Below are 25773 nucleotides of genomic sequence, written 5' to 3'. Positions count from 1 at the left end.
GGCAGCCACAACGAAAACCGACCGACGCCAAGTGCTACGGTAGTGATGAAGTGAGGTGTGTCGGCGGTCAATTGGACGTGATATTGACGTCGTTCGTCGAGATGTGGAGATAGGTGATCGCAACTACACTCGTGTCTTTGGGAATTGTGCGCTCTTGTTTGAGTGCCCGGTCAAAGTGGACTCTGCCACCCTTTTCCAGTTCGACTTGGCTGGTGACCGCACCGCCGTAGAGTTCGCTCTTCCAGATCTCGAACGTGCTCGTTCCGGTCTTTCCCCCCGGCGCGTAGATGACGCCGGTGACTCTGGACTTATCTGACCCTTTCTTCTCCATCCGGGCCTGGAGATTATCTTTGCCGTAGATCCACACTTGCGTCGACCGCTCACTGACCGCGCCGGTTGTCCTGATCTCGCTCGCCCGTGTGAAGAAGTGATAGCCGTCAGCGCTCCCGCCCGACGCAGGTGACTCGCCCTTTACGTATATCTTCACCTGATTCGGGCCGGACACCGTGATATCGTTCCCGGTGTTCAGGCTCACGTAGTTCTCGACACCAATGATCACATCTCCACCAGTCGTATCGAACTCGACGTCGTTGCTCAGGTCGATCCTGTCGACGTGATAGCTACCAGCAGACAGTGTCGTCGCCCCCTCTGTGCCGTCGATAACGCCGTCGTCGGCTATGGTTCCCCCGTTATCGTTCGACGACGACAGGTCGTCGACCTGTGTGTCGACGTGGGAGTTGATACTGGTGGTGTCGCCGAACGAACTGATCTGTTCGTCGGAGCAGGACCCCGAACACGCTCCGTGTTTGTCCTCGAACGCGTCCGCCCATTCCACCCGGTTGCCGTTGAACGTCATCGAGTTACTACTGAATTCGACGCGACCGCCCGAGGTGATGTTCCCGTTCAGTTCCGCACTCCCGGTGACGGTGACATCACCTGCCGTCGTGAGATTGCCGCTGTCACCGGCCTCGGAGGCGTCGTACCCGTCCCCGTCTGCCGACGTATAGCTGTCGGTAAATGCATCGTTCCCGCTCAGTTTGATCGACCCGGAATCACTCGTCGCGGCGACGGCGTTCCGGACTTTTCGCGGCCCTGCAGGGACCTTGAGAACGATCGAAACACGACTGCTGTCGGGCTGGTACGTCACGTCACCGTCCGTTCGCTCCTCGAAGTATCCGCCCCACGCTCGGTAGTACTCGCTCTGGACGGTAACGTTGACTTTCCCGTCTTCCAGCGGGTTCGTGAAGTTCGCGTTTCGCGTGGTGTTCGGAAAGTGCGACGTTGTTCGGTTGTGGGTGATCGACGCGCTGTCTCTGATTGTCCCGGACCCGCTCACTGTCACGAGAGGGAGCGTCAGCGTCGCGTCCCGGTAGTGGAACTCGGGCGGGGACACCATCACCGACGTTCCGTCACCGGTTGACCGCCAGACGCCGCCTCCCTGATACGCGAGTCGCGTCTCGTCGCTGCCGTGATACGCCACCTCACCCATCGATTCGTTGAACACAGTCGTCCGGCTCCCGGACGTTGTATTCTGATAGGAGACGTTCATCCACCCGGCATTCTCGTCGATACGATAGGTGCTCGAACTGCTCGCGGGAAGCGAGACCTGTTGCACGTCCGTCTGTCCCAGCGCTACGAGCGCGGTTTTGGAATTGAGTTCTGTCAGCGACTTCTCGGTTCGTTCCACGTCGAGTTGCGTTTGCGTGCTCGTAATTGCGTCGGCACCCAGTGCAACGACCGCCGTCGTCGAGATAATCATCACTGCGAAAACCAGCGCTAGTCCGAGCGGAGCACTCTGCCCGCGACTGCCGAGTCTCCGCCCAGCGCTACCCATACTGCGCATATCTACCCCAACAAATTACTTAAGATAGGCGGGCGGGTTATCAATTGTAATACTGCGGAGTGTTTCGGCTGTGGGACGTATTTGACGACTGTGTCGCCGTTTCGAGACGCGACCGGGAAGCGGAACGGTTTAGTCGCGCCCTCTCAGACAAGGAGATGGGAACAGCACGACCGCAAATCTGACTCGCTGTGGACTTTCACAGCTCGGGATTGCGGCCGTGTTCGGCACTGTACAGTGCCAATACGCCTCGTAACGAGAGCGGTTCGTGCGGTTCCAACCAGATTACAATGGCACGAATGCATACACGCCGTCGCGGTTCGTCCGACTCGGACAAACCGGCGGCAGACGAACCCCCGGAGTGGAGTGACGTCGACGAGGACGCCATCGAAGAGCGCGTCGTCGAACTGGCTGAGCAGGGCCACTCGCCCAGCGAGATCGGCCTGAAGCTGCGCGACGAGGGCGTTCAGGGCACGCCGATCCCTGACGTCTCGCTCGCGACCGGCAAGAAAGTCACCGAGATCCTCGAAGAGAACGAAGCCGAGCCGGACCTGCCGGAGGACCTTCGGAACCTGCTCGAGCGGGCCGTCCGCCTTCGCGAGCACATGACCGAGAATCCCAGTGACTACCAGAACAAGCGCGCGCTCCAGAACACGCAGGCGAAGATCCGACGCCTCATCGACTACTACCGCGGCGACGAAGTCGACGAGGACTTCACCTACAGCTACGACAACGCCGTCGAAGCGCTGGGTCGCGAATAGATGTCGGCGACCGGTCGGGAACCGACGCCAGCCACGTCCCCCAGCGACCTCGCCGGGTCGCTCCGCGAGGCCGCTTTCGTACGCCTCGTCAGCGACGCGACCGGCGAGGCGCTGGCTGCGACTGGCCTGCTGGCGCGAGCGCTCGACGACACGCCGTTTCAGGCGAGTGTCGTCCGCCCGTTCGAGGACCCCGACCGGACCACGGAGACCGACATCACTGTCGCCATTGGTCGCACGCAGTCGACCGCCGACGTGACGCTAACCGACCGCGCCGCCGCGACAGCCTTCGAGACTGCCCACGAACTCGGCGCGACGATCGACCCTGCGCTCGCCCTAGCTGGCACGATTGCCGCCGGCGAAGTCGACGGGACCGCCGCCGAAGCCGCCGAGCAAGCAGGGCTCGACCGCCGACCCGGTGTCGCAGTGCCGGGCACGGACCTCGCGGACGGGCTGGCCCACTCGACGCTGTTCGTCGCGCCCTTCTCGGGCGACGCCGATGCAGTGCGGGCCACGCTCGCCGACCTGAGCTTCGACGCGAACCAGTTTGGGGCTCTCTCGGCCGACGACCACCGACGCCTCGCGTCGCTGGTCGCCCTGACCGTCACTGCGGACGCGCCGCCACGGGCCGCCGACGCGGTCCAACGCGCGCTCCGCCCGACGATGGGTGGCCCCTTCGAGACGGTCGGCGGCTACGCCGACGTACTCGACGCTGTCGCACGGGAACAGCCGGGCACCGCTGTCGCGCTCGCACTCGGCCACGAGGCCGTCCGCGAGGACGCTCTAACCGCCTGGCGAACTCACGGCACGCGCGCCCACGAGGCAGTTTCCGAGGCGACCACGGGCCGATACGACGGCCTGTTCGTCGCCCGCGGCAACGCGATGCCGACCGGAACCGTCGCCAGACTGTTCGCGGACTTCCGCGCACCGGAACCGGTGACGCTCGTCGTCACCGACACGGCGGCCGCGGCCCGCGCCACGGACGGCCGGGACGTTGCCGAAACGATGCACGTAGCCGCCGAAACGGTCGGCGGCGACGCCGTCGGAACAGGCGACCGGGCGCGCGCTCGGTTCGACGCCTCGACGGCCGACTTCATCGAAGCGTTCCGGGAGGCAGTATGAGACGGGCGGAGATTCGGACGACACACGACTCGCCCGAACGCGTCGCACGAGCGGTGCGGCCAGACAACACCGACGAGATGACCACACGCGTCGAGGGCGACGCCGTGGTCACGACCGTCGAGCGCGACTCGACCGGCGGCCTGCAGGCGACCGTCGACGACTACGTCGTCAACATCCGGGTTGCAGCACAGCTCGCAGACCAACACACACAATCCAATCATGAGTGAACGAAGCGTTTCAAAACGCGCAGAACAGAAACGGTGGTACACCGTGCAGGCTCCCGAGCAGTTCGACCGGGAGGTTCTCGGTAAGACACCGGCAGACGAACCGGACAAGGTGCTCGGACGCACCATCGAAACAACGCTGGGCGATCTGACAAACGACGCCAGCGAGAACAACACGAAGCTGACCTTCAAGATCAACGAGGTCGCCTCGGACTCGGCGTACACGGAGTTCATCCGCCACGAGCTCACGCGGGACTACCTCCGCTCGCTCGTCCGACGGGGCTCCTCGAAGGTCGAGGCCTTCGTCACCGTGCTGACCACGGACGACTACCGCGTCCAGGTCCAGCCCGTCGCCGTGACGACGAAGAAGGCCGACGCCTCCCAGGAGAAGGCCATCCGCCGGACGATGATCGACCTCGTCGAGGAGACGGCCGAAGACCGCACCTTCGAACAGCTGATCGACAGCGTCGTCGAAGGGCGTCTCTCCTCGGCTATCTACGGCGAAGCCAAGGACATCTACCCGCTCCGACGCGTCGAGATCAAGAAGACCACGCTCGAAGCGCGGCCAGAAGAAGTCGCCGCCGAAGAGGAGACAGCCGTCGACGTGGACGAGGAAGACGTCGACGTCGAAGCCTAACGCGTTCCAGCACCGACGTTCGATTTTTCTGCCGCAGTGAGAGACCGAGCCCGACAGCGACGCAGCGGACCTGCCCCTCTTCTGTGACGCTGTTGCCGACGGTCGGAGTTAGCGACCGATACCCCAAAACAGCGCGTAGAGGACCCACTCAGCGCAGACAGGAAAAAGACTCGACAAAAGCGACAGCGCCGCTACTCGCCGCTCGTCACCGTTTCGGGGTTTTCGGTCACGACGACGGTCCCGACCATCCCGGCTCGCTCGTGCGGGATACAGAAGTAGGGGTACTCGCCGAGTACCTCGAAGGTGTGGGTAAACTCCTGGCCCTCGTACATCGTCCCGCCGGAGGAACTCCCCCAGTTGTCGCGGGCCGCCTGTTCGGTGTCGAAGCCGCCGGAGGCGAAGTAGTCGGCGTCGTCGGGGATGTCGTCCTCGTAGGCCGTGACCGAGTGGCCCTGTTTGCTCGTGTTGAGCCACCGCACGGTCGTCCCCGGTTCGACGGCGATGCGAACCGGGCGAAACGCCTTCGCGGACATCCCCACGTCGTAGTCGGTGTCAGCGCTCCCACCGCCGAGGCAGCCGGCGAGCCCTGCGACCGCCGCCGGGCCGGCCGCACGGAGAAAATCCCGTCGCTCCATACCGTGACTCAGGACCGCATAGTCAAAGACCGCTCGGTTCTGGACTGCGGAGAACCCCGGTGTCAGTCCGTCGCGGTCACTCGAAAGTCAGTCCGTCGCGGAGGTCGCGCGCGTCGGCGAGCAGGCCGTCGCGGTCGTCAGCCGTCAGCGTTACGTGCCCCATCTTCCGGAGGTTGTACACCTCGCGCTTGCCGTACCAGTGCAGGTGCGCCCGTGGCGTCTCCAGTATCCCGTCTTCGCCCCGCAATGCTGCCGACTGGCGCTCCGAAACGTCCCCGAGGATGTTCGTCGACACAGTGGGGAACCGCTGGTCGGTCGATCCCAGCGGCTGGCCGGTGACGGCCCGCAGGTGTTGCTCGAACTGCGAGGTGTGACAGCCCTCGATGGTCCAGTGGCCGGAGTTGTGCGGTCGCGGTGCGATTTCGTTGAGCAGAATCGCGCCGTCGGTCGTCTCGAACAGCTCGATGCCGAACACGCCGCGACCGTCCATCACGTCGAGCACGTCGTGAGCGACGTCTCGGGCGCGCTCGCGGACGGCTTTCGACGCTCTGGCCGGCGCGACGGACTCCCGGAGGATTTCCTCGCGGTGAATCGTCTCGGTGACCGGAAACGTGTCCCGTTCGTCCGCACCGCGACAGCCCATGACCGCGAGTTCGCGCTCGAAGTCGACCATCTCCTCGACCATCGCGGGGCCGGCGATGTCGTCGACAGCGTCCGCAACGGCTTCCGGGCCTTCGACGCGGATGTTCCCGCGGCCGTCGTAGCCGCCGGTCCGGGCCTTGAGCATGGCGGGGTAGCCCAGTTCCTCGCAGGCCTCGCGGAGGTCGGCGGCGGTGTCGACGGCGCGAAACTCGGGGACCGGAACGCCAGCGTTCGACAGCCGGCGCTTCTGGACGAGTTTGTCTTGAATCGTCCGGAGCGTCTCGGGCGCGGGGTGGACCGGCGTCCCGGTCTCCTCGGCGACCCGTTCGAGAACGTCCGGGTCGGCCAGTTCGATCTCGAACGTGAGGTAGTCGGCGCGCTCGGCGAGTTCCCGCAAGGTCGCCTCGTCGTCGAAGTCGCCGACGATCTGGTCGCGGACGACCGGTGTTGCCGGGCAGTCCGGCGTCGGGTCGGTCACGAGCAGTTCGAGGCCGAGCGGCGCGGCCGCCTCGCCGAGCATCCGGCCGAGTTGGCCACCGCCGACCACGCCGACGGTCGGCCCTGGTGACGTGAGTGTCATACCGCGCGCTTTCACAGCAGCAGGGTTAACCGTTCGGTTCTCGCCCGTAGGACTCGTGGACCCACACCGTCATGTCGTTCGAGCCGTACTTCGTTCGCATTCGGTGGGTCTTGGGCACGTACCCGGCGGCTTCGAGCCGTTCGGTGGGGACCGTGCTGTCGATCTGCTGGGTAATGACTATCGGCGGCTGGTCTTCTTGCGCCTGTTCGGCGAGCGTGTCGGGTCGGTTCTCACACGAGACGTTCACGTCGTCGGCCGCGTAGTACCACGGCAGCGGCAGCGAGTTGTACCACTGCAGACAGGTCGGTCTGGTGTTCCACCACGAGTCGTTCCACTCACCGCGGTCTTCCTTGACGTAGGCGTCGTCGCCGTCGTAGGCGTCGCCGCGCTCCCCGTGATACATCACGACATCAGTGCCGTTTCCGCTGGCCGTCGCGATTCGGTCCATCTCCGCCAGGTCGTCGCGGAGCGACTCCTGTGGCTGGGCGTACTGGACCAGCGGATTCCCCTCCAGGTGCTCGTTGGTGTACACCCGCGTGGCAGCGGTGTTGACGACGAGGGCCGTAACGAGCAGGACGATAGCGGCGGCGATGGCAGCGCCCGTCACGTCGTCAGTCGACAGCGACTCGTTCCCCCACCGGATCACGGCGGCGAGCCCGACGGCGGCCGGAATCGACAGCGGGACGACGACGTGGACGGCGAGCCACGGCGCGCCGATGTCGGTCCCGATGGGGTACCCCAGAATCGAGACGTAGCCGCCGTAGGCCGCGAACGGGACGAGATGGCGCGGCTCGACGGTTCCGAGCCGGTCGAGCGCGTACCCGAACGCCGAGAACAGAAGCAGCGGTGCCGCGGTGTAGCCCAGCGCTTTCAACAGTACCTCGTAGTGGCCGTCGACGCTCTCGTAGAACGTCTCGATAGACTCGACGAGGCCCGTCTCAGTGGTCGTGGCTTTCTCCGAGGCCGGCGAGAACCACTCGCTGTACTGGTCGACGACGCGCTCCCAGGTGGTCCCGACGAGTTCCGGGAACAGCGACGGGTTCGTCACGCCTGACCAGAAGTTCACGTCGCCGCTTGCGGCAGGGGCTGGCGGGTGTTCGATGCCGGCGACGCCGGCCCCGCGAGGGGCGTAGAAGAACAGCGAGACGAGGCCGAACACCAGCGCGGCGAGGACGATGTGGCTCGCGTACGCCGCGAGGACGGACGCGGCGCTGTCGTGGCGGTCGCGGAACGAGCGAACCGTGCCGACGACGAGTCCTACGTCCGCCCGGACGCGGCCCGCCATCCGCCCCCAGATTGCGCCGACGGTCGGGACGCCACGGAGGAAGCCGAACGCGTCGCGGTAGCCGTTCGGGAGGACGAGCACCTTCGCCAGCAGGAGACCGGTCGCGCCGAGCCACGTCAGCACGTAGACGATGGCGTTCTCCTTCGAGGCGAACCCCAGTGCCATGAACGCCCCGACGCCGTAGAGATAGCGCGCCTTGCGGGTGTCGACGAACCGGACGAGCAGGCCGAAGGCGGTGAACATGAATGCCGCGACCAGCACGTCGCTGCGCATGAACCGCGAGAAGTACAGCAGGACCGGATTGAGTGCGAGAAACACGGCCATGAACACAGTCTCGTCGGACCGGAGGTGTTCGCGAAAGAGCAGCGCTGTCAGCGGGAGGAGGCCGCCGACAATCGCCACCGGTAACCGCATCGTGAAGTCAGTCGGCGCGGCGACGGTGAACACCCAGCTATCGACGTGCTGGATGAACGGGCCGTGGATGATGTAGCGGTACGCAAAGGAGCCGGAGTCGCGGAGATGGAGCGCCCAGTAGGCCACGCGGCCCTCGTCGAAGTGAGCGACGCGGCTCCCGAGCGCCGCGACTCTGAGGACGAGTCCGAGAAGCGTCACAGCGACGACGAGCTTCACGGTGGCGCGCGGGTCGTCCGCGAACCAGGACCGGGTCCGGTCCCGGAAATCGTGGAGGGCAGACAGCGGGGACGACTCAGCCATATCTGGCTCAAGCACATGAGGCATTAGAATCCTTCTGGTTTCTATAACATGTTTTTAAGCTACTGCTCCGTCGCAGCGGCCGGCACAGCGGTCTAGGGCTTTGCAGGCACGGAACGGTAGTTCTTTAGTCGCCCCTCCCCGGGAATCAGGTATGGTGCAGCTCGGGCTGGTTGTCGCCCAGTACGACAAACACGGGGCAGTTATCGAGGAGATGGAGCACGGGGCTTACGAGGCCGCTGCCGACAATGACGCCGAGATCGTCGCAGCGATTGACGTCCCCGGGTCCTACGACACGCCGCTGGCTGCCGACCGGCTCGCACGCCGGTCGGACGTCGACGCCGTGGCCGTTCTCGGTGCGATTATCAGCGGCGACACTGACCACGACCAGGTCATCGGCAACGCCGCCGCACAGGGGCTGACCGACGTGTCCCTCGACCGCGACACCCCCGTCACGCTGGGCATTATCGGCCCGGGCATGAGCCAGGACGAAGCCGAGGCCCGAACCGACAAGGGGGCCTCGGCCGTCCAGAGCGCGATCGACCTCGCCACGGAACTCGAACAATGACTATGGACTTCGCTTCCCGCGTCGAACGTGTAGAACCGAGCGCGACCCTCGCGATCAGCAACAAGGCCGCAGAGCTTGAGGCCGAGGGGAAAGACGTCGTCGACCTGAGCGTCGGCGAACCGGACTTCGACACGCCGGAGAACATCAAAGACGCCGCCAAGGACGCCCTGGACGCCGGCCACACCGGCTACACGTCCTCGAACGGCATCCCCGAACTGAAGGAGGCCATCGCCGACAAGCTCCACGATGACGGCCTCACTCAGTATGACCCGGACAACCTCATCGTCACGCCCGGCGGCAAGCAGGCACTGTACGAGATATTCCAGACCGTCATCGACGATGGCGACGAAGTCGCCCTGCTTGACCCGGCCTGGGTGTCCTACGAGGCGATGGCGAAACTAGCCGGCGGGACGCTGACCCGCGTCGACACTGCTGCCCACGACTTCCAGCTCGAAGGCGCACTGGACGACCTCGCCGACGCCGTCTCCGACGAGACGGAACTGCTCGTCGTCAACTCGCCGGGCAACCCCCACGGCGCGGTGTACTCCCGCGACGCGATGGAGGGCGTCCGCGACCTCGCCGTCGAGCACGACATCACGGTGATCTCCGACGAGATTTACAAGGAGATTACCTACGACGGCGTCGAAGCCATCTCGCTGGGCACGCTGGATGGGATGGAGGACCGAACCATCACGCTGAACGGCTTCTCGAAGGCCTACTCGATGACCGGCTGGCGGCTGGGCTACTTCGCCGGGCCGGAGGAGCTGATCTCCCAGGCCGGCAAGGTCCACTCGCACTCGGTCTCCTGTGCCGTGAACTTCGTCCAGCACGCCGGCGTCGAGGCCATCACGAACACGGACGACGCCGTCGAGGAGATGCGCCAGGCCTTCGCCGAGCGCCGCGAGTTCCTCATGGAACTGTTCGAGGACCACGGCGTCCACGTCCCCGAGCCACAGGGCGCGTTCTACATGATGCCGGAGATTGCACCGGACGGCGACGACACCGAGTGGTGCGACCAGGCCATCTCGGAGGCCCAGGTCGCCACCGTCCCCGGAACCGCGTTCGGGACGCCCGGCTACGCTCGCATCTCCTACGCAAACAGCAAGGAGCGCCTGCAGGAAGCCGTCGACCGCCTCGCCGAGGCCGACCTGATCTGACGCGCGAACTGTCGTTTTGCGAGCGGTTTTGCCCCGACCAGCGTTCGGGAGTCCTACCCGCCCGAGCCAGTCTGGGACCCTGTCGCTGATTCGGGTACCGGTACTCTGGCCGTGGCCCTTCGGACGACGCGTCGTCCGGCGAGTGCGCGCTGGCGGTTGCGGTCGGCATCGACAGTTCCGGTGAGCGTATCGTCTCGGAGGCGGCTGTCACTGTTGCGCGATGAATCCTGGGGTTAGACTGGAACCGGGACTCACTCACATCATGCCTCCAAGAACTGTGAGCACCACGTTCGTATCTCGGGCCGGAACAGGGACGGCTGCGTCACTGATTACAGTGTCCCGATAGCCCGGTGGCGACGAAACAGGTAGTAGCAGCCGATTATAGGGTACACTATCGGCCCGAGAACCAGGAAAAAGACGCCGAGATTGACGTAGTTCCCCGGATTAGGCTGCCACGTCCCGGACTGAAGGCGAACGTAGGTCGCATCGCGGTAGATGGCGACAGAGAACGGTACCGCGGTGAGGATACCGACCCCAATCGAAACAAGTCCGGTACCGACGCTTCCGCTCGAAACAAGTACGCCCCCAAGAGCGAGGCAGACGGGCGGCAGCACGGCCCCGATAGCGACAACCGTCCACCACCAGTCCCGGTCGACCCAGTCGACGACATACTGATGGCGTTTGTACAGGTGGTGAAGTTTCATCAGGTAGCCGAGGAAGAAGCCGGCGACCGCATACAGGACTGGATTCGGGTCCCAGTCCACGTCTGCTTCCTGCACTTTCTTTGTATCAAAGTAGAGGAAAACCGGCGTTACGAGCCACGATATCAGCGCTACAACAATGCCGCCGAGGTACCAGACGCCGAACGTCCCGAAGATGCTGGCCATCCCGAGGGGCCCGGTACCCACACTCTCGCCCCCTATCCCGACAACGATCAGCCCGAGACCGAGGAATCCAAACAGGAGCGTCGGCAGGAGCAGCAGTATCTCTACAGCGCGGTACGACCGTGAATCGACATCGTTGACTGTGACCATCCCCATTGTATCGTCCCAACTGGCGATTACATTAGGGATATAATAGCGTAAAATAATTTTGCTAATGGACTGATAAGAGTGGGGGAACTGCGGAACCGAGTCAGCTACGCTCGTCGACAATCCGGTCGATAATCCGGCCTGTCGACAGGAGCCGGTCAGCCGCCTCTGCTTCCAGCGGGCTGGCCCGGCAGATGTCACAGTCGAGGCCCCGGGCGGACAGCGCCGCTTCGAGTTGCTCGTCGTCGTGGTGCTGGTCGTAGCCCAGCGCGATGATGTCCGGTTCGATGCGTTCGATAGGAACGAAGATGTCCTCGGGATGCCCGAGGTGTGCTTCGTCGACCGGTTTGAGCGCGCTGACCATCTCCCGGCGTTGCTCGTCCGGAACGACCGGCGGCTCCTTGTGGGTGACGTTGACCGAGCGGGCGACGATGACGTGCAGTTCGTCGCCCATGTCGGCGGCGTCCTGTAGATAGTGGACGTGACCCGGGTGTAGAATGTCGAACGTCCCCTGTGCGACGACGCGGGTCATTGATCGAACTCCTCCTCGCGTAGCTCCGCGTCGATGTCGGACTGGTCGAAATCGAAAAAGGACTCCTCCGGGGGCTCGACGTCGAGTACCGGGAGGTCGACGACCGAGCCGTCGCTGTCGAAGGCCTTCCAGTCGTCGCGACCGTACGGGTAGCCGATGATAATGTGGACGTCGCCGCGCCCGAACGTGGCGAGGTCGGCGTCACTGGGCTTGAGGACGCCGTTCGGATGGGAGTGAATCGACCCCGCTGCTCGCATGTCGTTCGGAACCATGCTCGTCTTGACGGTCGCGCTGACCGGGTTCGACTCCGTTCCCGGAATGACCAGAACGTCGGTCAGAACGGTCCCGTCGTCGTCGAGCCCGAGCTTGCTGGCGTCATCGCCCCGGAGAAAGCCCATATACTCGTTGGGATGGGCCTCTTCGGAGGCTGCGAGCGCGAACTCGAGTGCGGACTCCGCGATCCCGAGTATCCCGCTCGTTCGGAACAACCCCATACCACTGGGTCGGGTCGGACGCTTTTTACGCGTTGTGTTCGTCCCTCCGCGGATTCCGAAGAGTACAAACGGGGGAGCACCGAAGGATTGACAAATGTCTTCGCCAACTGGCACCGGTGACGGTGCTACGGTCCCCGACGGCGGGACCATCGTCTACGATCTCGCGGACCAATGTACGTCCGACGATCTCGAAGAAGGCGCACTGTACCACGCAACTGTCAACGGCACCGTCGAATACGGCGTGTTCGTCGATCTCTCCGACGCTGTCTCCGGTCTCGTCCACGACTCTAATCTTCTGGGCCAGTACGACGTGGGCGAGGACCTCATCGTCGAACTCGGCGAGATCCGCCCCGACGGCGACCTGAGCTTCGAGGAAGTACGGGTCGCCGACTACGAGGAACAGCGCGTTGCCCACGGCAACGCGACCACCGTCGCCGATCTCGCCGACGCGACCGGTGAGACAGTCATCATCGAGGGCCAGGTCGTCCAGATCAAACAGACCGGCGGCCCCACTGTGTTCCAGGTCCGCGACGAGACCGGTATCGTCCCGTGTGCCGCCTTCGAGGAGGCCGGTGTCCGTGCCCACCCCGACGTTGAAATCGACGACATCGTCCGCGTCTCCGGGCGCGCCGAGGAACGCGACGACGGCCTGCAGGTCGAGGCTGAATCGCTGACCGTCCTCGACGGTGAGGAAGCCGACGACATCGAGAGCGACCTCGACGACGCACTGGCCGAGGCCGCAGAGCCGGCCGACGTCGAGCCGCTGGTCGAGTGGCCCGCCTTCGAGAAACTGTGGGACGACCTCCGCGAAGTCGCGACCGAACTCCGCAAGACGGTGCTTTCGGGCCGCCCGATTCGCATGCGACACCACGCCGACGGCGACGGGCTCTGTGCGAGCGTGCCGCTGCAGGTCGCGCTGGAATCGTTCATCGCCTCCCAGTACGAGGACGCCAGCGCGCCCCAGCACCTCCTCAAGCGCCTGCCGAGCAAGGCCCCGTACTACGAGATGGAGGACGTGACCCGGGACCTCAACTTCGCGCTGGAGGACCGCACCCGCCACGGCCAGAAGCTCCCGATGCTCCTGATGCTCGACAACGGCTCCACCGAGGAGGACACGCCGGCCTACCGGAACCTCCGGCACTACGACATCCCGGTGGTCGTCGTCGACCACCACCACCCGGACCCCGAGGCCGTCGAGCCACTCATCGAGCAACACGTCAACCCCTACCTCCACGACGAGGACTACCGCATCACGACGGGGATGCTGTGTGTCGAACTCGCCCGGATGATCGACCCCGACCTCACCGAGGACCTCCGGCACGTCCCCGCGGTCGCGGGCCTATCGGACCGTTCCGAGGCAGAGGCGATGCGGGACTACATCGACCTCGCCGCCGAGAAGGACTACGACGAGGCCGACCTGCGCGACATCGGCGAAGCGCTGGACTACGCGACCCACTGGCTGCGCTACAACTCCGGCGAACAGCTCATCACCGACGTGCTGAACGTCGACTGTGACGACCGGGACCGCCACGGGGAAGTCGTCGACTTCCTCGCTGACCGGGCCGAACGCGACGTCGAGGACCAGCTCGACGCCGCGATGAGCCACGTCGAGCACGAGCGCCTCGACAACGGCGCGCACCTCTACACAATCGACGTGGAGAACCACGCCCACCGCTTCACCTACCCCGCCCCGGGCAAGACGACCGGCGAAATCCACGACCGGAAGGTCGCCGAGACGGGCGATCCTGTCATCACCATCGGCTACGGCCCGGACTTCGCCGTCCTGCGCTCGGATGGCGTTCGCCTGGACATCCCGCGGATGGTTACCGAGCTGACCGAGGAGGTCGACGGCGGCGGCGTCTCCGGCGGCGGCCACCTCGTCGTCGGCTCCATCAAGTTCGTCAAGGGCCGGCGGGAGTCGGTCATCGACGCCCTCGTCGAGAAGATGGCCGAGGCCGAGATCGACGAGGAACTCGGGAGTTCGACGGCGCTGCCGGAAGAAGTGTAACGCCGCTCGACACGCGATACCCGTTTTTACGCCTCGAACGAAACCCGACGAGCGGCGAGCCCGGCGACCACGATGAGTCCGAGCAAGGCCACGAGTGCCCCAATCGGCGTGTCGAACCCGCCGGCGTCCCAATCGGCGTCGAAGACGGCACCGAAGTAGTCGGCCGCGTCGCTGCCGTGAAGCACCAGTACGACCTCGCGATTCGACGTCGCTGCCGCCTCGTTCCAGTTGAGGCTGCCGACGACGACCTGCTTGTCGTCGATGACTGCGCCCTTCGCGTGGATCTTCTCGTAGCGACCGTCGGGGTCCGCCACCTTCGCTGTCAGTGGCGCGTCGTTGCGGTCGGCCCACTCCCGAAACCGCTGTGCTGTCTGCTCGTTCTCCTCTCGGACGTACCACGCGTCACTCAGCAGTAGGCGGACCTCGACGCCGCGCGACGCGGCCCGGCGGAGCGCCCGCAGAAGTGGGCTTTCCCAATCTCCGACCGTCGGCTGGATGACGTCGGTGGAGTCGTCCGCGTCGTCTATCGTCGCGACGAGTTCGTCCTGGGCATTGTCCGGGGTAACCAAGAGGTCCGTCCGCTGGACGGCCACCGACTCCGTCCGGAACTCGCTCGGGTACGAGCCCGTCGCCGGCTCGCCCTGCTCGAACTGTCGCCCCTGGCGGTACTCCCCCCACCGCTCGCTGTCCTGCCAGCCGGCGTCAGATCGGAACGTCTGATTCAGCCCGTCGACGACCCGCGGCTGTGCCGTGACCACTCCCCAGCCCCGGCTGCTGTTGCCGCCGGTTCCCGCGGGTTTCCAGTTCTCCGTCAGCACGACGGCCCGCCCGTCGGCGACGGCGTACTTCGCGTGGTGGTAGCGGTATCTGGCGCGCGGGCCAGTCACTACCCGAACCGGGACGCCGGCGTCGGTCAGCCGGTCGAGGGTGCGGGCTTCCGCGGCGGTGCGGCTCCCGACCGGTTCACCTTCGAGAAGGACGCGGACCGTCGCGCCGCGGCGCTGGGCGGCGATGAGAGCGTCGGCGACCCTGGCCGAGGAGAGCGTGTAGCCGGCGAGGTACACCCGTTCGGTAGCGTTGCGAATCGGTTGCATCGGCGCAGCGGGCGAGTCCGGAAGCGTGAACGCTTGTACCTCGCCGCCGGCGGCCCTGACGACCGGACGGGCCGTCGCGCCCAGCGGCCGCCAGCGAATAACCGACCCGTTCACAATACCGAGTTCCCCCTCGACGGTCTCGGTGTACCGAACGGCATCGACAGTCCGATTGGCACGCTGAAGGCGAACCCGCTCGCCGCCGTTTGCCAGCGCGAGATGTCCGTCGAGGCCGACGACCGGCCAGTCGGTGAGTTCCCGTGTCCGGTTCGGTGCCGTCGAGAGGACGACGCGCCCGCCTGCGCTGGTGTTCGGAATACCCGCAGTCCCGTCGCCGTCGGTAATGGCGTACTGCCCGATGTCGGTCCCGTCGGGAACGTCGAGGACGACGAACTCCCCCGCGTCGCCGCCAGCGACAGGGTCCGGGTACACTGCGTGAATCGACGGCTCCGCAGGACGGCTGGCTGTTGTGCCGGCTTGAGACGCCTGTCCAACTGCGATATGGGGACCTAGCGCGGCGAGGACGAGCACGCAGCAGACGAGTGGAGCGAGCGACCGCATCGGGGCGTCTGGCCCCCCGTTCGTATAAAAAGGTTCCCTGACTCAGGCGCTTGACGCCTTCTCGGCTTCGGCCTGGACGATGTACGCGCGGTCGTCCGTGTAGCGGGCAGCCTCCTCGAGTGCCGTTTCGGTCCCGATCTGTCGGAGCGCCCACGCGGCGGAGGCACGCACGGAGTCGCTGTCGTCGGACTCGAGTATGTCGCCGAGCGGCTCGATAGCGCGGGTGTCACCGAGCAGGCCCAGAGTGCGGGCGGCGACCGAGCGGATTTCCTCGCTGTCGGCGTCGAGTCGGTTTGCGACCGGCTGGACCGACTCCGCGCTGCCGATAGCGCCCAGCGCGCGCAGCGTGACTTTCTGGAGTGCGGGGTCGCCGTCGCCGTCGATGTAGTCGTGCAGCGTCTCGGTCGCACGCTCGTCGCCGATCTTCCCCAGTACCTCGATTGGCCCTTTGTCGCGCTTCTGGGCGCGCTGGTGCATCGCGTCGAAGGCCGGCTCGGCGTCGCTGCCGAGGTTGTACAGGAGGTCGACGATGTATCCGTCGAAGAACTCCGACCCGAGTTTGTCGTAGGCGAACAGGACCTGTTCGAAGTCCCCCTCCTCGGCGTGGAGCTTCGCGGCGTTCCACTCCGGCGGGAAGTCCTTCCGGTTCTCGTTGGTCAGGATGTCGTAGAACCCGCGAGCGTCGAGTTGCTCCTGTACCGTGAGGTCGTCCCAGACTTCGGCTTCGTCCAGCCCCGTTTCCAGCGTTTCCGCCGCTTCGAGGAGTCCTTCGATAGTCTCCGTGTCCTCGTCGGGGTCGAGGTTTGCCGCTTCGATGGCGTCGGCGACTGTAGCCAGCGCGTCCCCGGCGGCGACGAAATCGCCGCCCGTGTCGGCGTCGTGGTCGACGAACTCGGCGCTTTCGTCGAGGAACGTCTCGACGGCCTCCTGGGCCTCGCCCTCGCCGTCGTCGGTCCACTCGCTGTCGGTGACGGTGTCCGCTGCGTCGGAAACGATAGTGACCACGTCCTCGGCGTAGGGGCCGCGCTGTGCTTCGAGGTCGTCACGCAGGTCCGAGAGCTGGGACTCCAGTTCCTCGCGGGGGTCCTCGGCTTCGTCGTCATCCTCGTCGGGCTCGGGCAGGTCGGCGGCTTCGAGGTCGCTCTCGATGTCGTCGAGGGACGACTCGACGTCGTCGAGGTCGGCCTCCGTCTCTGCGGCCTCAAGCTCCTCGCCGGCCTCTGTGAGACGCGATTCCAGTTCTTCGGCGGTCACGTCGATCTCGTCTGCTGCCTCGGCGTCGTCCGACGCGTCGGCATCGTCGTCCCCGTTGCTCATGTCCAAGACTGTGTCGGAGCGGGCCAAGAGCGTTTTCCTTTCGAGGCGGGCTGGACAGTCCCGTCCCTGCCGGGCCAACGAGCAAAGAATATGTATCGGGAGTTGCAGTGCCATGGGTAGCGAGCATGACTGACGCGACACCGCCGGACGACGGACAAAACCCGGCCACACCCGAGGAACCGGAAACCGCCGGCTTCGTCGAGTACGGCATCGACGACAAGCCGCCGCGAAAGCAAGCGATACTGCTCGGCGTCCAGCACTACCTGACGATGATCGGCGCGTCCGTGGCGATCCCGCTCGGACTCGCGGGCGCGATGGGAATGTTCGAGGCCGCGCCGGACCAGGTCGGCCGTCTCATCGGGACGTTCTTCGTCGTCTCCGGTATCGCGACGCTCGCCCAGACGACGCTCGGAAACAGATATCCCATCGTCCAGGGCGGGACGTTCTCCATGCTCGCGCCCGGACTGGCCATCATCGGCGTGCTGGCCCAGCAGGGGGCGGACTGGCAGACTATGCTCGTCGAGTTACAGGGGGCCGTCATCGTCGCCGGCATCGTCGAGGTAGTGATCGGCTACAGTGGCCTCATGGGGAAGCTGAAGCGGTACGTCGGGCCGGTCGTCATCGCGCCGGTTATCGCGCTCATCGGACTGTCGCTGTTCAACGTCCCACAGATAGCGAATCCGAACTTCGGCGACCCCGGGACCGGCCAGAACTGGTGGCTGCTCGGGCTGACAATGCTCTCGATCATCGCGTGTTCGCAGTACCTCGACCGACGCCACCGGGCGTTCAAACTCTTCCCCGTGCTACTGGGTATTCTGTTTGCGTGGAGCGTTGCGGCCGTGCTCTCAATCACCGGCGTCTTCGCCGCCGACTCGATCAGCTACGTCTCGCTCGGGTCGGTCACGAGCGCACCGCTGGTCCAGCCCATCTACCCGTTCCAGTGGGGGCTCCCGCAGTTCACGCCGGGCTTCGTCGTCGGGATGTTCGCCGGGATGCTCGCTTCCGTCGTCGAGAGCTTCGGCGATTACCACTCCGTCGCCCGCATTGCCGGCCGCGGTGCGCCGAACAGCCGCCGAATCAACGACGGGATCGGGATGGAGGGGGTCGGCAACGTGTTCGCCGGCATCATGGGCACCGGCAACGGCTGTACCTCCTACACCGAAAACGTCGGTGCAATCGCTATCACCGGCGTCGCATCCCGCTACGTCGTGCAAATCGGCGCCGCGGTGATGATTCTGGTCGGGTACTTCGGGCCGGCGGGCCAGTTGTTCGCGACGATCCCGTCGCCGATCATCGGCGGCCTCTACATCGTCATGTTCGGCCAGATCGCCGCCGTGGGCCTCTCACAGCTCAAGTACGTCGACCTCGATGCCAACCGGAACGTGTTCATCGTCGGCTTCGCGCTCTTTGCCGGCCTCGCAGTGCCCGAGTACATGAGCCAGGTCGGGCAGGGGATGGACGTCGGCGGTGCGACAGCTCTCCAGCAGGGCCTCGCGGCCGTCCCGGTCCTCGGGGGCGTACTCGGGACCGATGTGGTCGCGACGACGCTGTTCGTCATGGGCGGCACCGGGATGGTCGTCGGCGGCATCGCCGCCTTCGTCCTCGACAACACCGTGCCCGGGACCCGTGAGGAGCGCGGCCTCGCGGCCTGGGCCGCGCTCACGGAGGACGACAGCGAATACGTCTCGTCACTGGACCGCATCCGCGGCCGCGGCGGCGACCGCCCGCCAGCCGTGAGCGACGACTGACCGTGGAGGACGATAGCGACGATATGGCTGCTGACACCGCATCGCCTGTTAGCGACGAGCGGTACGCCGGCACGCTCCGAACCGGCGGGACTGTCATTCTCGGTGCTGATCGCTTGGTGGTCGACCGTGGCGACAGTCCGGTGGTCGTCGACCTCGACGACGTGGTCGAGGTAAGTCTTCAGGACATCGACTGGTTTCTCGCGGTGATGAGCGCCGCGCTGGTCGGGTTCGGCCTGCTGTCGCTCGACCGGTCTGTCCTCCTCGGCGGGGCCTTCGCAGTCGCCGGCGCCGTCAGCCTCGCGCTCACGTATCGTAAACGATACGCACTCAGGATACAGGTCACCGGCCGTACCGATCCACTCAGGTGCTTCCCTGCAGAGCCACAAACGCTCCTTACTGAACTGGAGCAGGCATTGGCCGACTGAGCGGAAACCGCCTACACTTACGCCGGTCCCGGTTCCAGTCCGTCGTATGCCCGCAGACAGCGTCCAGTCGCTCATCGACCAGTTACACGAAGAAGCGGAGATGGACCGCCCGAACGACCTGACTCCCGATGTCGGCATCGTCATGGGATCGGATTCTGATCTGCCGACGATGGCCGGCGGGCAGGGCAAGCGACCCGGGGCCTACGCGGCGCTCGCCGACGAACTCGGCTTCGAGGAACAGACGGACTACACCGACGCGCCCGAGAGCCGCTTCACGTTCGAGACGTTCGTCTGCTCGGCCCATCGGACGCCGGACCTGATGTACGCGTACGCTGAGACGGCCGAAGACCGCGGTATTGACGTGATTATCGCCGGCGCTGGCGGCAAGTCAGCGGACCTGCCGAACATGACCGCCAGCATCGCCTATCCGCTGCCGGTCATCGGCGTCCCCGTGCAGGAGAAATCAGTCGACTCGGTCATCGGGATGCCACAGGGCGCACCGCTGACCGCGGTCGACGCCGGCAAGTCGTTCAACGCCGCGCTCTCCGCGGTACAGATTCTCGCACGGCAGCACGACGAACTCCGTGACCGTCTCGTCTCGTATCACGAAGGCCTCCAGACCGACGTCGGCGAGGCGTCGCGCGACCTCCACGAACTCGGGACGCCCGGGTTCAAGCGCGAGTACTGGGACGAGTGACAATCGAGGGGGCGTCACACCCCGGGAGGTGCGGCAGTTACAGGTCACTTGCCATCCGAGAGCGCGTCGGCTCTTAAAGACCCACAGGGCCGAAAAACCGAACAATGAACCCTTATATGCGAGTACTTCTAACCGGCAGACGATAGGAGATACCGGAATGAGTAATCCATGGATCGCCATCGGCGCGCTCGCGGTCGTGGCGCTAGCCATCCCACTGACGATGATGGCAGTTTCGAGCCTCTTGCGGCCCAGCGTGCCGGAACAAGGCAAACGCACCACCTACGAGTCCGGTGAAGTGCCGACTGGCAGCAGTCGACAGATCAAGTTTAATATCCAGTACTACATGGTCGCGCTGCTGTTCGTCGTCTTCGACATCGAGACCGTCTTCATCTTCCCGTGGACGGTCATCTACAGCGACGCCGTCGCTGAGGTCGGGATGACCAAGGCACTGCTACCGATGGTCGTATTCATCGGGATTCTCGCCGTCGGACTCGGTTGGGCCTGGCGTAACGGCGCAGTTCAGTGGGTGCGCAGTCCGCGCGCCACGAAGGGGGCAGACACATATGAGTAGTGACCAGACACCACCGGCCGCGAAAGACGTATCGACACAGGAGGCCCGCATGGGTGACGGGGCCGACGACCGCTTCAACTCGACGCTACGCGAGGCGTTCGGGTCGACGCCGTTCATCCTGACCAAGTTCGACAAGTTCATGAACTGGGTCCGGGGCTCCTCGATGTTCATGCTGCAGTTCGGGATCGCCTGCTGTAGCATCGAGATGATCCACACCTACGCGATCAAACACGACCTCGACCGCTTCGGGTCAGGGGTGCCACGCGCGTCCCCGCGCCAGGCGGACGTCATCATCGTCCCAGGGACCATCGTCTCGAAGTTCGCCCCGCGGATGAAGCGCGTCTACGACCAGATGCCCGAGCCGAAGTTCGTCGTTTCGATGGGGTCGTGTACCATCTCCGGCGGCCCGTTCCAGGAAGGGTACAACGTCATCAAGGGCGCGGAGGAGGTCATCCCGGTCGACATCCACGTCCCGGGCTGTCCGCCCCGCCCCGAGGCACTCATCTACGGCGTCGCCAAGCTACAGGAGCGCATCGCCGAAGGCGAGTCCTCGCCGGTGACGGTCAAACCCTACGAACTGGAGCAGTTCGGTGACCTCGAACAGGACGAGCTCGTGGATAAACTCGCCAGCGAAATCGACGAGGAAGACCTCGTCATGCGGTACAACTGGAACGACTCTCCCTAACCTGCCATGAGTTTAGAAAAACCATCACGCGATACGGCGCTCGACGTCGGCGTTACGGAGGACGGCCTCGATTACGACGCGCTCGCGGACCTGCTCGGGGGCCACGTCCTCGACCGCGAGGAGCACGTCAACGCTGAGGGGTTCGTCATCCGTCCCGACGAGGTCCAGGAAGTCCTCTCGACGCTGAAAGAGGAGGCCGGGTTCGACCACTGCGCCTGTGTCACAGCACAGGAGTACGACGACCGGTACGAATCCATCTACCACCTGCGGAAGTACAACGACCCGACACAGGAGCTGTCGATTGTCGTCCCGTCGCCGAAGGACGATCCGCACAACGAGTCGGCCGCTCGCGTCTACGACACCGCGGACTGGCACGAGCGAGAGGCGTACGACCTCGTCGGCATCGACTACGACGACCACCCGGACCTGCGTCGCATCCTCCTACCCGAGACCTGGCAGGGCCACCCCCTGAGTCAGGACTACAACCAGGACCAGCCACAGATCGTCTCACTGCGCGAGCACGCGAACCCGCTCAAGGACGACAAGCGCAGCGAGGACGATCCGGACACGATGTTCGTCAACATCGGCCCGCACCACCCGGCGACCCACGGCGTGCTCCACGTCGAAACGGTGCTCGACGGCGAGCAGATCGCCGACCTCGAACCCGACATCGGCTACCTGCACCGCTGTGAGGAGCAGATGTGCCAGCAGGGTACCTACCGCCACCAGATCATGCCCTACCCCGACCGGTGGGACTACATTTCCGCCGGAATCCTCAACGAATGGGCGTACGCGCGCGCGGCCGAGGACCTCGCTGATATCGAGGTGCCAGAGTACGCGCAGGTCATCCGGACGATGGCGGCGGAGATGTGCCGAATCGCCTCCCACGAGCTCGCGCTGGCGACGTTCGCGCTGGACGTGTTCGGCGACTTCACCGCCGTCTTCCAGTACGGCATCCGCGACCGCGAGATCGTCCAGAACCTGCTGGAAGACCTGACCGGCCAGCGGCTGATGTTCAACTATCTCCGGCTGGGCGGGGTCGCCTGGGACCTCCCTGAGCCCCGCGACGAGTACTTCGAGAAGATCCGCGACTTCCTCGACGACCTCCCGCACAAGCTCGAAGAGGTCCACGACCTCGTCACCGGCAACGAGATCTTCCAGATGCGGTGTGTCGACACCGGCGTCCTCTCCCCGGAGCAGGTCAAGCAGTACGGCGCGACCGGGCCCGTGGCACGCGGCTCGGGCGTCGACTACGACATCCGACGCGACGACCCCTACGGCTACTACGACGAACTCGACTGGAACGTCGTCACCGAGCAAGGCGGCGACAACTTCAGCCGCGTTCTCGTCCGCCTTCGCGAGGTCGAGGAGTCGGCCCGCATCATCGAACAGTGTGTCGACCTGCTGGAGCAGTGGCCGGAGGACGACCGCGAGATTCAGGCGAACGTCCCGCGGACGCTCCGTCCGGACCCCGACAAGGAGATCTACCGCTCCGTCGAGGGCGCGAAGGGCGAACTCGGCATCTACATCCGCTCGGACGGGACGGACAAGCCGGCCCGGTTCAAGATCCGCAGCCCGTGCTTCTCGAACCTGCAGACGCTGCCGGAGATGTCCCAGGGCGAGTACATCCCTGACATGATCGCCTCGCTCGGGAGCCTCGACATTGTCCTCGGGGAGGTGGACCGGTAATGCAGTCGGCGCCGTTACCGGAAACGCTCGCGAACCTGCTGAGGCTCGATCCCAACAGCACGGCCGTGATGATCGTGATGAGCCTCGTCGGGGCCGGGCTCATCGGGACGCTTATGATGACGAACACGGCGCTTGCCGGTCCGTGGGCGAAACGAAAGATTACCGCCGCATTCACCGACCGCATCGCCGTCGACCGTATCGGCCCGTACGGGCTGTTCATTATCGTGGCCGACGCCGTTCGCCTGCTGTCGAAGGAACTCATCGTTCCGGAGGGCGTCGACCGACCGGCGTGGGACCTCGCGCCGCTGATTATCGCCAGTACCGCGCTGCTCGGCTTTGCTGTGATTCCGATGGGGAACGGCATCCACCTCGCCGACCCCGAGGTCGGGCTGGCATACGTGTTCGCCGTGGCCTCGACCACGTCGATCGGCCTCGTGATGGCCGGCTACGCATCGAACAACAAGTACTCGTTCCTCGGCGGCCTGCGCGCCGTCGCGCAGAACCTCGCCTACGAGATCCCGCTCATCCTGACGGGCGCGTCGGTGGTCATCTTCGCCGGGTCGCTCCAGATGAGCGAGATCGTCGCCGCACAGCAGCAGTCGCTGATCGGCCCGCTGCCGTCGTGGTACGCGTTCGTGAACCCCTTCGCGTTCGTGCTGTTCATGATCGCGAACCTCGCGGAGGTCGGCCGGAACCCGTTCGACATCCCGGAAGCGCCGACCGAGATTGTCGCCGGGTACCAGACCGAGTACTCCTCGGTGTACTTCGTCCTGATCTACCTCGGGGAGTTCATCCACATCTTCCTCGGCGGGGCGATCATCGCTACAATCTTCCTCGGTGGACCGGCTGGTCCGGTCCTGCCGGGTATCGTCTGGTTCCTCATCAAGATCTGGGGCGTCTTCCTGTTCACGCAGTGGGCCCGTTCGGCCGTGCCCCGCGTCCGGATCGACCAGCTTATCGAGATCGGCTGGAAGGGAATGCTGGTGCTATCGCTGGCGAACCTACTGCTGACCGCGGTTATCGTCGGGGTGACCGTCTGATGACGGCCACGCGAACCGACCCACGAGCGACCGGAGGTGACCTGTCATGATTGGAATCCTGAAATCAATGGCGACGACGATGAAACACGCCCTCGACGGGGAGACGTTCACGGTGGAGTACCCGGACGTCGCTCCCGAGGTGAGCCCTCGCTTCCGCGGTGTCCACAAGTGGAGCCAGGAGCGGTGTATCTGGTGTCGGCAGTGTGAGAACGTCTGTCCGAACAACACCATCCAGATCGTGATGGACGAGCAGCGCAACGGCGAGCAGTACAACCTCCACATCGGCCAGTGTATCTACTGCCGGCTGTGTGAGGAGGTCTGCCCGACCGACGCTATCCTGTTGACCCAGAACTTCGAGTTCACCGCAGATACGAAAGACGAGTTCGCGTACGACAAGGAGCAGCTCAAGAACGTACCGTGGTACAAGGACATCGACCCGCTCGAGTCCCGCGAACCCGACCGGGGCGCGTGGATCGGCGAGGGCGACGGCGAAGTGGACTACCAGTAACTCCTTTTGCGACGGCTTTCAGCGGTTCTCTGTCGGGTCAAGCGTCGTTGCTGAACTGTCATCTGTACGTGACTCGCCGAAACGACCGTCCGCTCAGCGAGGCCGACCTTCCAGTATCACTCCCTGGGTAGAGCTACGGGCTCCACCGCTGCAACCTATCCGCGAAGTGATAGGTGCTCGCCAGCAGGCCGGAAGTGCCCCGAAATCTGGGGGCCATACCGGCAAACAGTGGCTCTACTGGCGAGACGAAAGAGGAATCTTCAAAGGGACGCCGCAAAGAGTCTCCAAGTAAGATGGCACTGGCAGAGTCAATTGCGTTCGCGCTGTTCGCTATGGTAACGGTGGGCAGCGCTGCGGGCGTCGTGTTAGTCCGGGACGTCTGGCACTCGGCGCTGTTACTGGGCGTGTCACTCATCAGCGTCGCAGTGTTCTACGTCATGAACCAGGCGGCGTTCGTCGCAACCATGCAGATCCTGGTGTATGTCGGCGGCGTCCTCATCCTCATCACCTTCGCGGTGATGCTGACCCGCGAGGACGAGTCGGTGATTGAGGTGACACCATGACCACAAAGCCCGAACTACAGACGGAGGGGAGTTTCGTCGCTGGACTGGCCGCAATCGCCCTGTTCGTCGTTCTCGGTGCAGTGTTCATGGGCGTCTCGTTTCCCGCGCCAGCGGGCTTCGGCGAGGGAGCGGCGATAACCAAAAGCCTCGGCGCGGCGATGTTCGACATCGAGCCGGGCCTGCTGGTCGGCGACGCGGCCGTTCCCGCCGAAGGATTCCTCGTCGCGTTCATCCTCATCGCGATCGCCCTCGACGCGGCCCTTGACGGTGCGCTGATGCTGGCGAAACGCGACAACGAGGAAGAGACTGTCGTCGCCGATGGCGGCACCCACCACGGAGGTGACGACTCGTGATTCCCGCTGAGACGTACCTGCTCCTGTCGGCGGCTATATTCTGTATCGGCCTGTTCGGCATCCTCACGCGACGGAACGCGCTCATCTTCCTGATGTCCGTCGAGCTGATGTTGAACGCTGCGAACATCAACCTCGTCGCGTTCTCGCTGCAACACGGGAACCTTACCGGTCAGGTGTTCAGCCTGTTCACGATGGCACTCGCCGCCGCAGAGGTCGCCATCGGGATCGGTATCATCCTGGTCCTGTACCGCAACTTCACAGACGTGGACGTGACGAAGGCGACGACGATGAGGTGGTAACA

27 protein-coding genes are annotated in these 25773 nt (G+C 64.9%); 18 read left to right on the top strand and 9 right to left on the bottom strand.

From position 1 onward, the window contains the following. Positions 1 to 67: 67 nt before the first annotated feature. Positions 68 to 1834 (bottom strand): DUF7289 family protein, encoded by a 1767-nt coding sequence (locus VI234_RS03260; RefSeq protein WP_442905015.1) that lies wholly within the window; start codon positions 1832 to 1834, stop codon positions 68 to 70. A 296-nt stretch (positions 1835 to 2130) separates the two neighbouring features. Here VI234_RS03260 and VI234_RS03255 point away from each other — a divergent pair, with 296 nt between their 5' ends. The 4 genes from VI234_RS03255 to VI234_RS03240 are packed head-to-tail and all read left to right on the top strand — an operon-like array spanning position 2131 to position 4581. Then, entirely contained in the window at positions 2131 to 2601 is a 471-nt protein-coding gene (locus tag VI234_RS03255; RefSeq protein ID WP_336329223.1) for a 30S ribosomal protein S15, read from the top strand. Continuing rightward, on the top strand, positions 2602 to 3720 hold the full coding sequence (locus VI234_RS03250) for a hypothetical protein (RefSeq protein WP_336329222.1): 1119 nt from the start codon (positions 2602 to 2604) through the stop codon (positions 3718 to 3720). Then, entirely contained in the window at positions 3717 to 3947 is a 231-nt protein-coding gene (locus VI234_RS03245; RefSeq protein ID WP_004518217.1) for a KEOPS complex subunit Pcc1, read from the top strand. Before VI234_RS03250 ends, VI234_RS03245 begins: the two co-directional genes overlap by 4 nt. Beyond that, positions 3940 to 4581: a 30S ribosomal protein S3ae gene (locus VI234_RS03240; RefSeq protein WP_336329221.1), complete on the top strand. Its 642-nt coding sequence runs from the start codon at positions 3940 to 3942 to the stop codon at positions 4579 to 4581. The genes VI234_RS03245 and VI234_RS03240 overlap by 8 nt, the downstream gene beginning before the upstream one ends. A 191-nt stretch (positions 4582 to 4772) precedes the next feature. Here the strand turns inward: VI234_RS03240 and VI234_RS21265 are convergent, their stop codons facing one another. From VI234_RS21265 to VI234_RS03225, 3 genes are all read right to left on the bottom strand, one after another. Further along, a complete protein-coding gene (locus VI234_RS21265; RefSeq protein WP_394324897.1) occupies positions 4773 to 5060 on the bottom strand; it encodes a plastocyanin/azurin family copper-binding protein in 288 nt (95 codons plus the stop codon). Between the two features lie 232 nt (positions 5061 to 5292). After that, positions 5293 to 6438, bottom strand: coding sequence for a 5-(carboxyamino)imidazole ribonucleotide synthase (locus tag VI234_RS03230; RefSeq protein WP_336329219.1), 1146 nt, complete (start codon positions 6436 to 6438; stop codon positions 5293 to 5295). A 25-nt stretch (positions 6439 to 6463) separates the two neighbouring features. Continuing rightward, entirely contained in the window at positions 6464 to 8437 is a 1974-nt protein-coding gene (locus VI234_RS03225) for a flippase activity-associated protein Agl23 (RefSeq protein WP_008313076.1), read from the bottom strand. A 151-nt stretch (positions 8438 to 8588) separates the two neighbouring features. Between VI234_RS03225 and ribH the strand changes: the two genes are divergently transcribed. Next, entirely contained in the window at positions 8589 to 9002 is a 414-nt protein-coding gene (gene ribH, locus VI234_RS03220) for a 6,7-dimethyl-8-ribityllumazine synthase (protein WP_008313074.1), read from the top strand. Continuing rightward, complete coding sequence (locus VI234_RS03215; RefSeq protein ID WP_336329218.1) at positions 8999 to 10159, top strand: pyridoxal phosphate-dependent aminotransferase; 1161 nt, start codon at positions 8999 to 9001, stop codon at positions 10157 to 10159. Before ribH ends, VI234_RS03215 begins: the two co-directional genes overlap by 4 nt. A 329-nt stretch (positions 10160 to 10488) precedes the next feature. Here the strand turns inward: VI234_RS03215 and VI234_RS03210 are convergent, their stop codons facing one another. The 3 genes from VI234_RS03210 to VI234_RS03200 form a co-directional block, all read right to left on the bottom strand. After that, the gene (locus VI234_RS03210; RefSeq protein ID WP_336329217.1) at positions 10489 to 11199 is read right to left on the bottom strand and encodes a hypothetical protein; all 711 of its coding nucleotides are present in this window, start codon (positions 11197 to 11199) and stop codon (positions 10489 to 10491) included. A 94-nt stretch (positions 11200 to 11293) separates the two neighbouring features. Continuing rightward, entirely contained in the window at positions 11294 to 11722 is a 429-nt protein-coding gene (locus tag VI234_RS03205) for an adenylyltransferase/cytidyltransferase family protein (RefSeq protein WP_008313068.1), read from the bottom strand. Further along, positions 11719 to 12216 (bottom strand): Mov34/MPN/PAD-1 family protein, encoded by a 498-nt coding sequence (locus tag VI234_RS03200; protein ID WP_008313067.1) that lies wholly within the window; start codon positions 12214 to 12216, stop codon positions 11719 to 11721. Before VI234_RS03200 ends, VI234_RS03205 begins: the two co-directional genes overlap by 4 nt. 94 nt (positions 12217 to 12310) lie before the next feature. Between VI234_RS03200 and VI234_RS03195 the strand changes: the two genes are divergently transcribed. Then, positions 12311 to 14224: a DHH family phosphoesterase gene (locus tag VI234_RS03195; protein WP_336329216.1), complete on the top strand. Its 1914-nt coding sequence runs from the start codon at positions 12311 to 12313 to the stop codon at positions 14222 to 14224. 26 nt (positions 14225 to 14250) lie between these two features. On the opposite strand, the gene VI234_RS03190 is transcribed toward VI234_RS03195, so the two are convergent. Next, complete coding sequence (locus VI234_RS03190) at positions 14251 to 15876, bottom strand: phospholipase D-like domain-containing protein (RefSeq protein WP_336329215.1); 1626 nt, start codon at positions 15874 to 15876, stop codon at positions 14251 to 14253. A gap of 42 nt (positions 15877 to 15918) precedes the next feature. Then, complete coding sequence (locus VI234_RS03185; protein ID WP_336329214.1) at positions 15919 to 17193, bottom strand: HEAT repeat domain-containing protein; 1275 nt, start codon at positions 17191 to 17193, stop codon at positions 15919 to 15921. Positions 17194 to 17318: 125 nt separating this feature from the next. Between VI234_RS03185 and VI234_RS03180 the strand changes: the two genes are divergently transcribed. The 11 genes from VI234_RS03180 to nuoK all read left to right on the top strand — a co-directional run bounded on the left by VI234_RS03180 (position 17319) and on the right by nuoK (position 25771). Then, positions 17319 to 18941 carry a uracil-xanthine permease family protein gene (locus VI234_RS03180; protein WP_336329213.1) on the top strand — a complete coding sequence of 541 codons (1623 nt, stop codon included), beginning with the start codon at positions 17319 to 17321 and terminating at the stop codon, positions 18939 to 18941. 2 nt (positions 18942 to 18943) lie between these two features. Beyond that, positions 18944 to 19366: a hypothetical protein gene (locus VI234_RS03175; RefSeq protein ID WP_008313059.1), complete on the top strand. Its 423-nt coding sequence runs from the start codon at positions 18944 to 18946 to the stop codon at positions 19364 to 19366. A gap of 46 nt (positions 19367 to 19412) precedes the next feature. Beyond that, positions 19413 to 20063: an AIR carboxylase family protein gene (locus VI234_RS03170; protein WP_008313058.1), complete on the top strand. Its 651-nt coding sequence runs from the start codon at positions 19413 to 19415 to the stop codon at positions 20061 to 20063. 157 nt (positions 20064 to 20220) lie between these two features. Next, entirely contained in the window at positions 20221 to 20634 is a 414-nt protein-coding gene (locus VI234_RS03165; protein WP_008313057.1) for an NADH-quinone oxidoreductase subunit A, read from the top strand. Beyond that, positions 20627 to 21319 (top strand): NADH-quinone oxidoreductase subunit B, encoded by a 693-nt coding sequence (locus VI234_RS03160; RefSeq protein ID WP_008313056.1) that lies wholly within the window; start codon positions 20627 to 20629, stop codon positions 21317 to 21319. Before VI234_RS03165 ends, VI234_RS03160 begins: the two co-directional genes overlap by 8 nt. A gap of 6 nt (positions 21320 to 21325) precedes the next feature. Then, on the top strand, positions 21326 to 23008 hold the full coding sequence (locus VI234_RS03155) for an NADH-quinone oxidoreductase subunit D (protein WP_336329212.1): 1683 nt from the start codon (positions 21326 to 21328) through the stop codon (positions 23006 to 23008). Continuing rightward, a complete protein-coding gene (locus VI234_RS03150) occupies positions 23008 to 24048 on the top strand; it encodes a complex I subunit 1/NuoH family protein (protein WP_336329211.1) in 1041 nt (346 codons plus the stop codon). Before VI234_RS03155 ends, VI234_RS03150 begins: the two co-directional genes overlap by 1 nt. Before the next feature lie 46 nt (positions 24049 to 24094). Further along, positions 24095 to 24556, top strand: a complete 462-nt coding sequence (locus tag VI234_RS03145; RefSeq protein ID WP_004518194.1) for a NuoI/complex I 23 kDa subunit family protein — start codon at positions 24095 to 24097, stop codon at positions 24554 to 24556. A gap of 293 nt (positions 24557 to 24849) precedes the next feature. After that, complete coding sequence (locus VI234_RS03140; RefSeq protein WP_008313036.1) at positions 24850 to 25119, top strand: NADH-quinone oxidoreductase subunit J; 270 nt, start codon at positions 24850 to 24852, stop codon at positions 25117 to 25119. After that, complete coding sequence (locus VI234_RS03135; RefSeq protein ID WP_008313034.1) at positions 25116 to 25472, top strand: hypothetical protein; 357 nt, start codon at positions 25116 to 25118, stop codon at positions 25470 to 25472. Before VI234_RS03140 ends, VI234_RS03135 begins: the two co-directional genes overlap by 4 nt. Continuing rightward, complete coding sequence (gene nuoK, locus VI234_RS03130) at positions 25469 to 25771, top strand: NADH-quinone oxidoreductase subunit NuoK (protein WP_004518191.1); 303 nt, start codon at positions 25469 to 25471, stop codon at positions 25769 to 25771. Before VI234_RS03135 ends, nuoK begins: the two co-directional genes overlap by 4 nt. Positions 25772 to 25773: the final 2 nt, after the last annotated feature.

This window comes from Haloarcula sp. CGMCC 1.2071, assembly GCF_037078445.1.
Classification (GTDB): domain Archaea; phylum Halobacteriota; class Halobacteria; order Halobacteriales; family Haloarculaceae; genus Haloarcula; species Haloarcula amylolytica.
The sequence above is the reverse complement of the archived record's forward strand: the minus strand, read 5'-3'. Positions and strand labels throughout refer to the sequence as shown.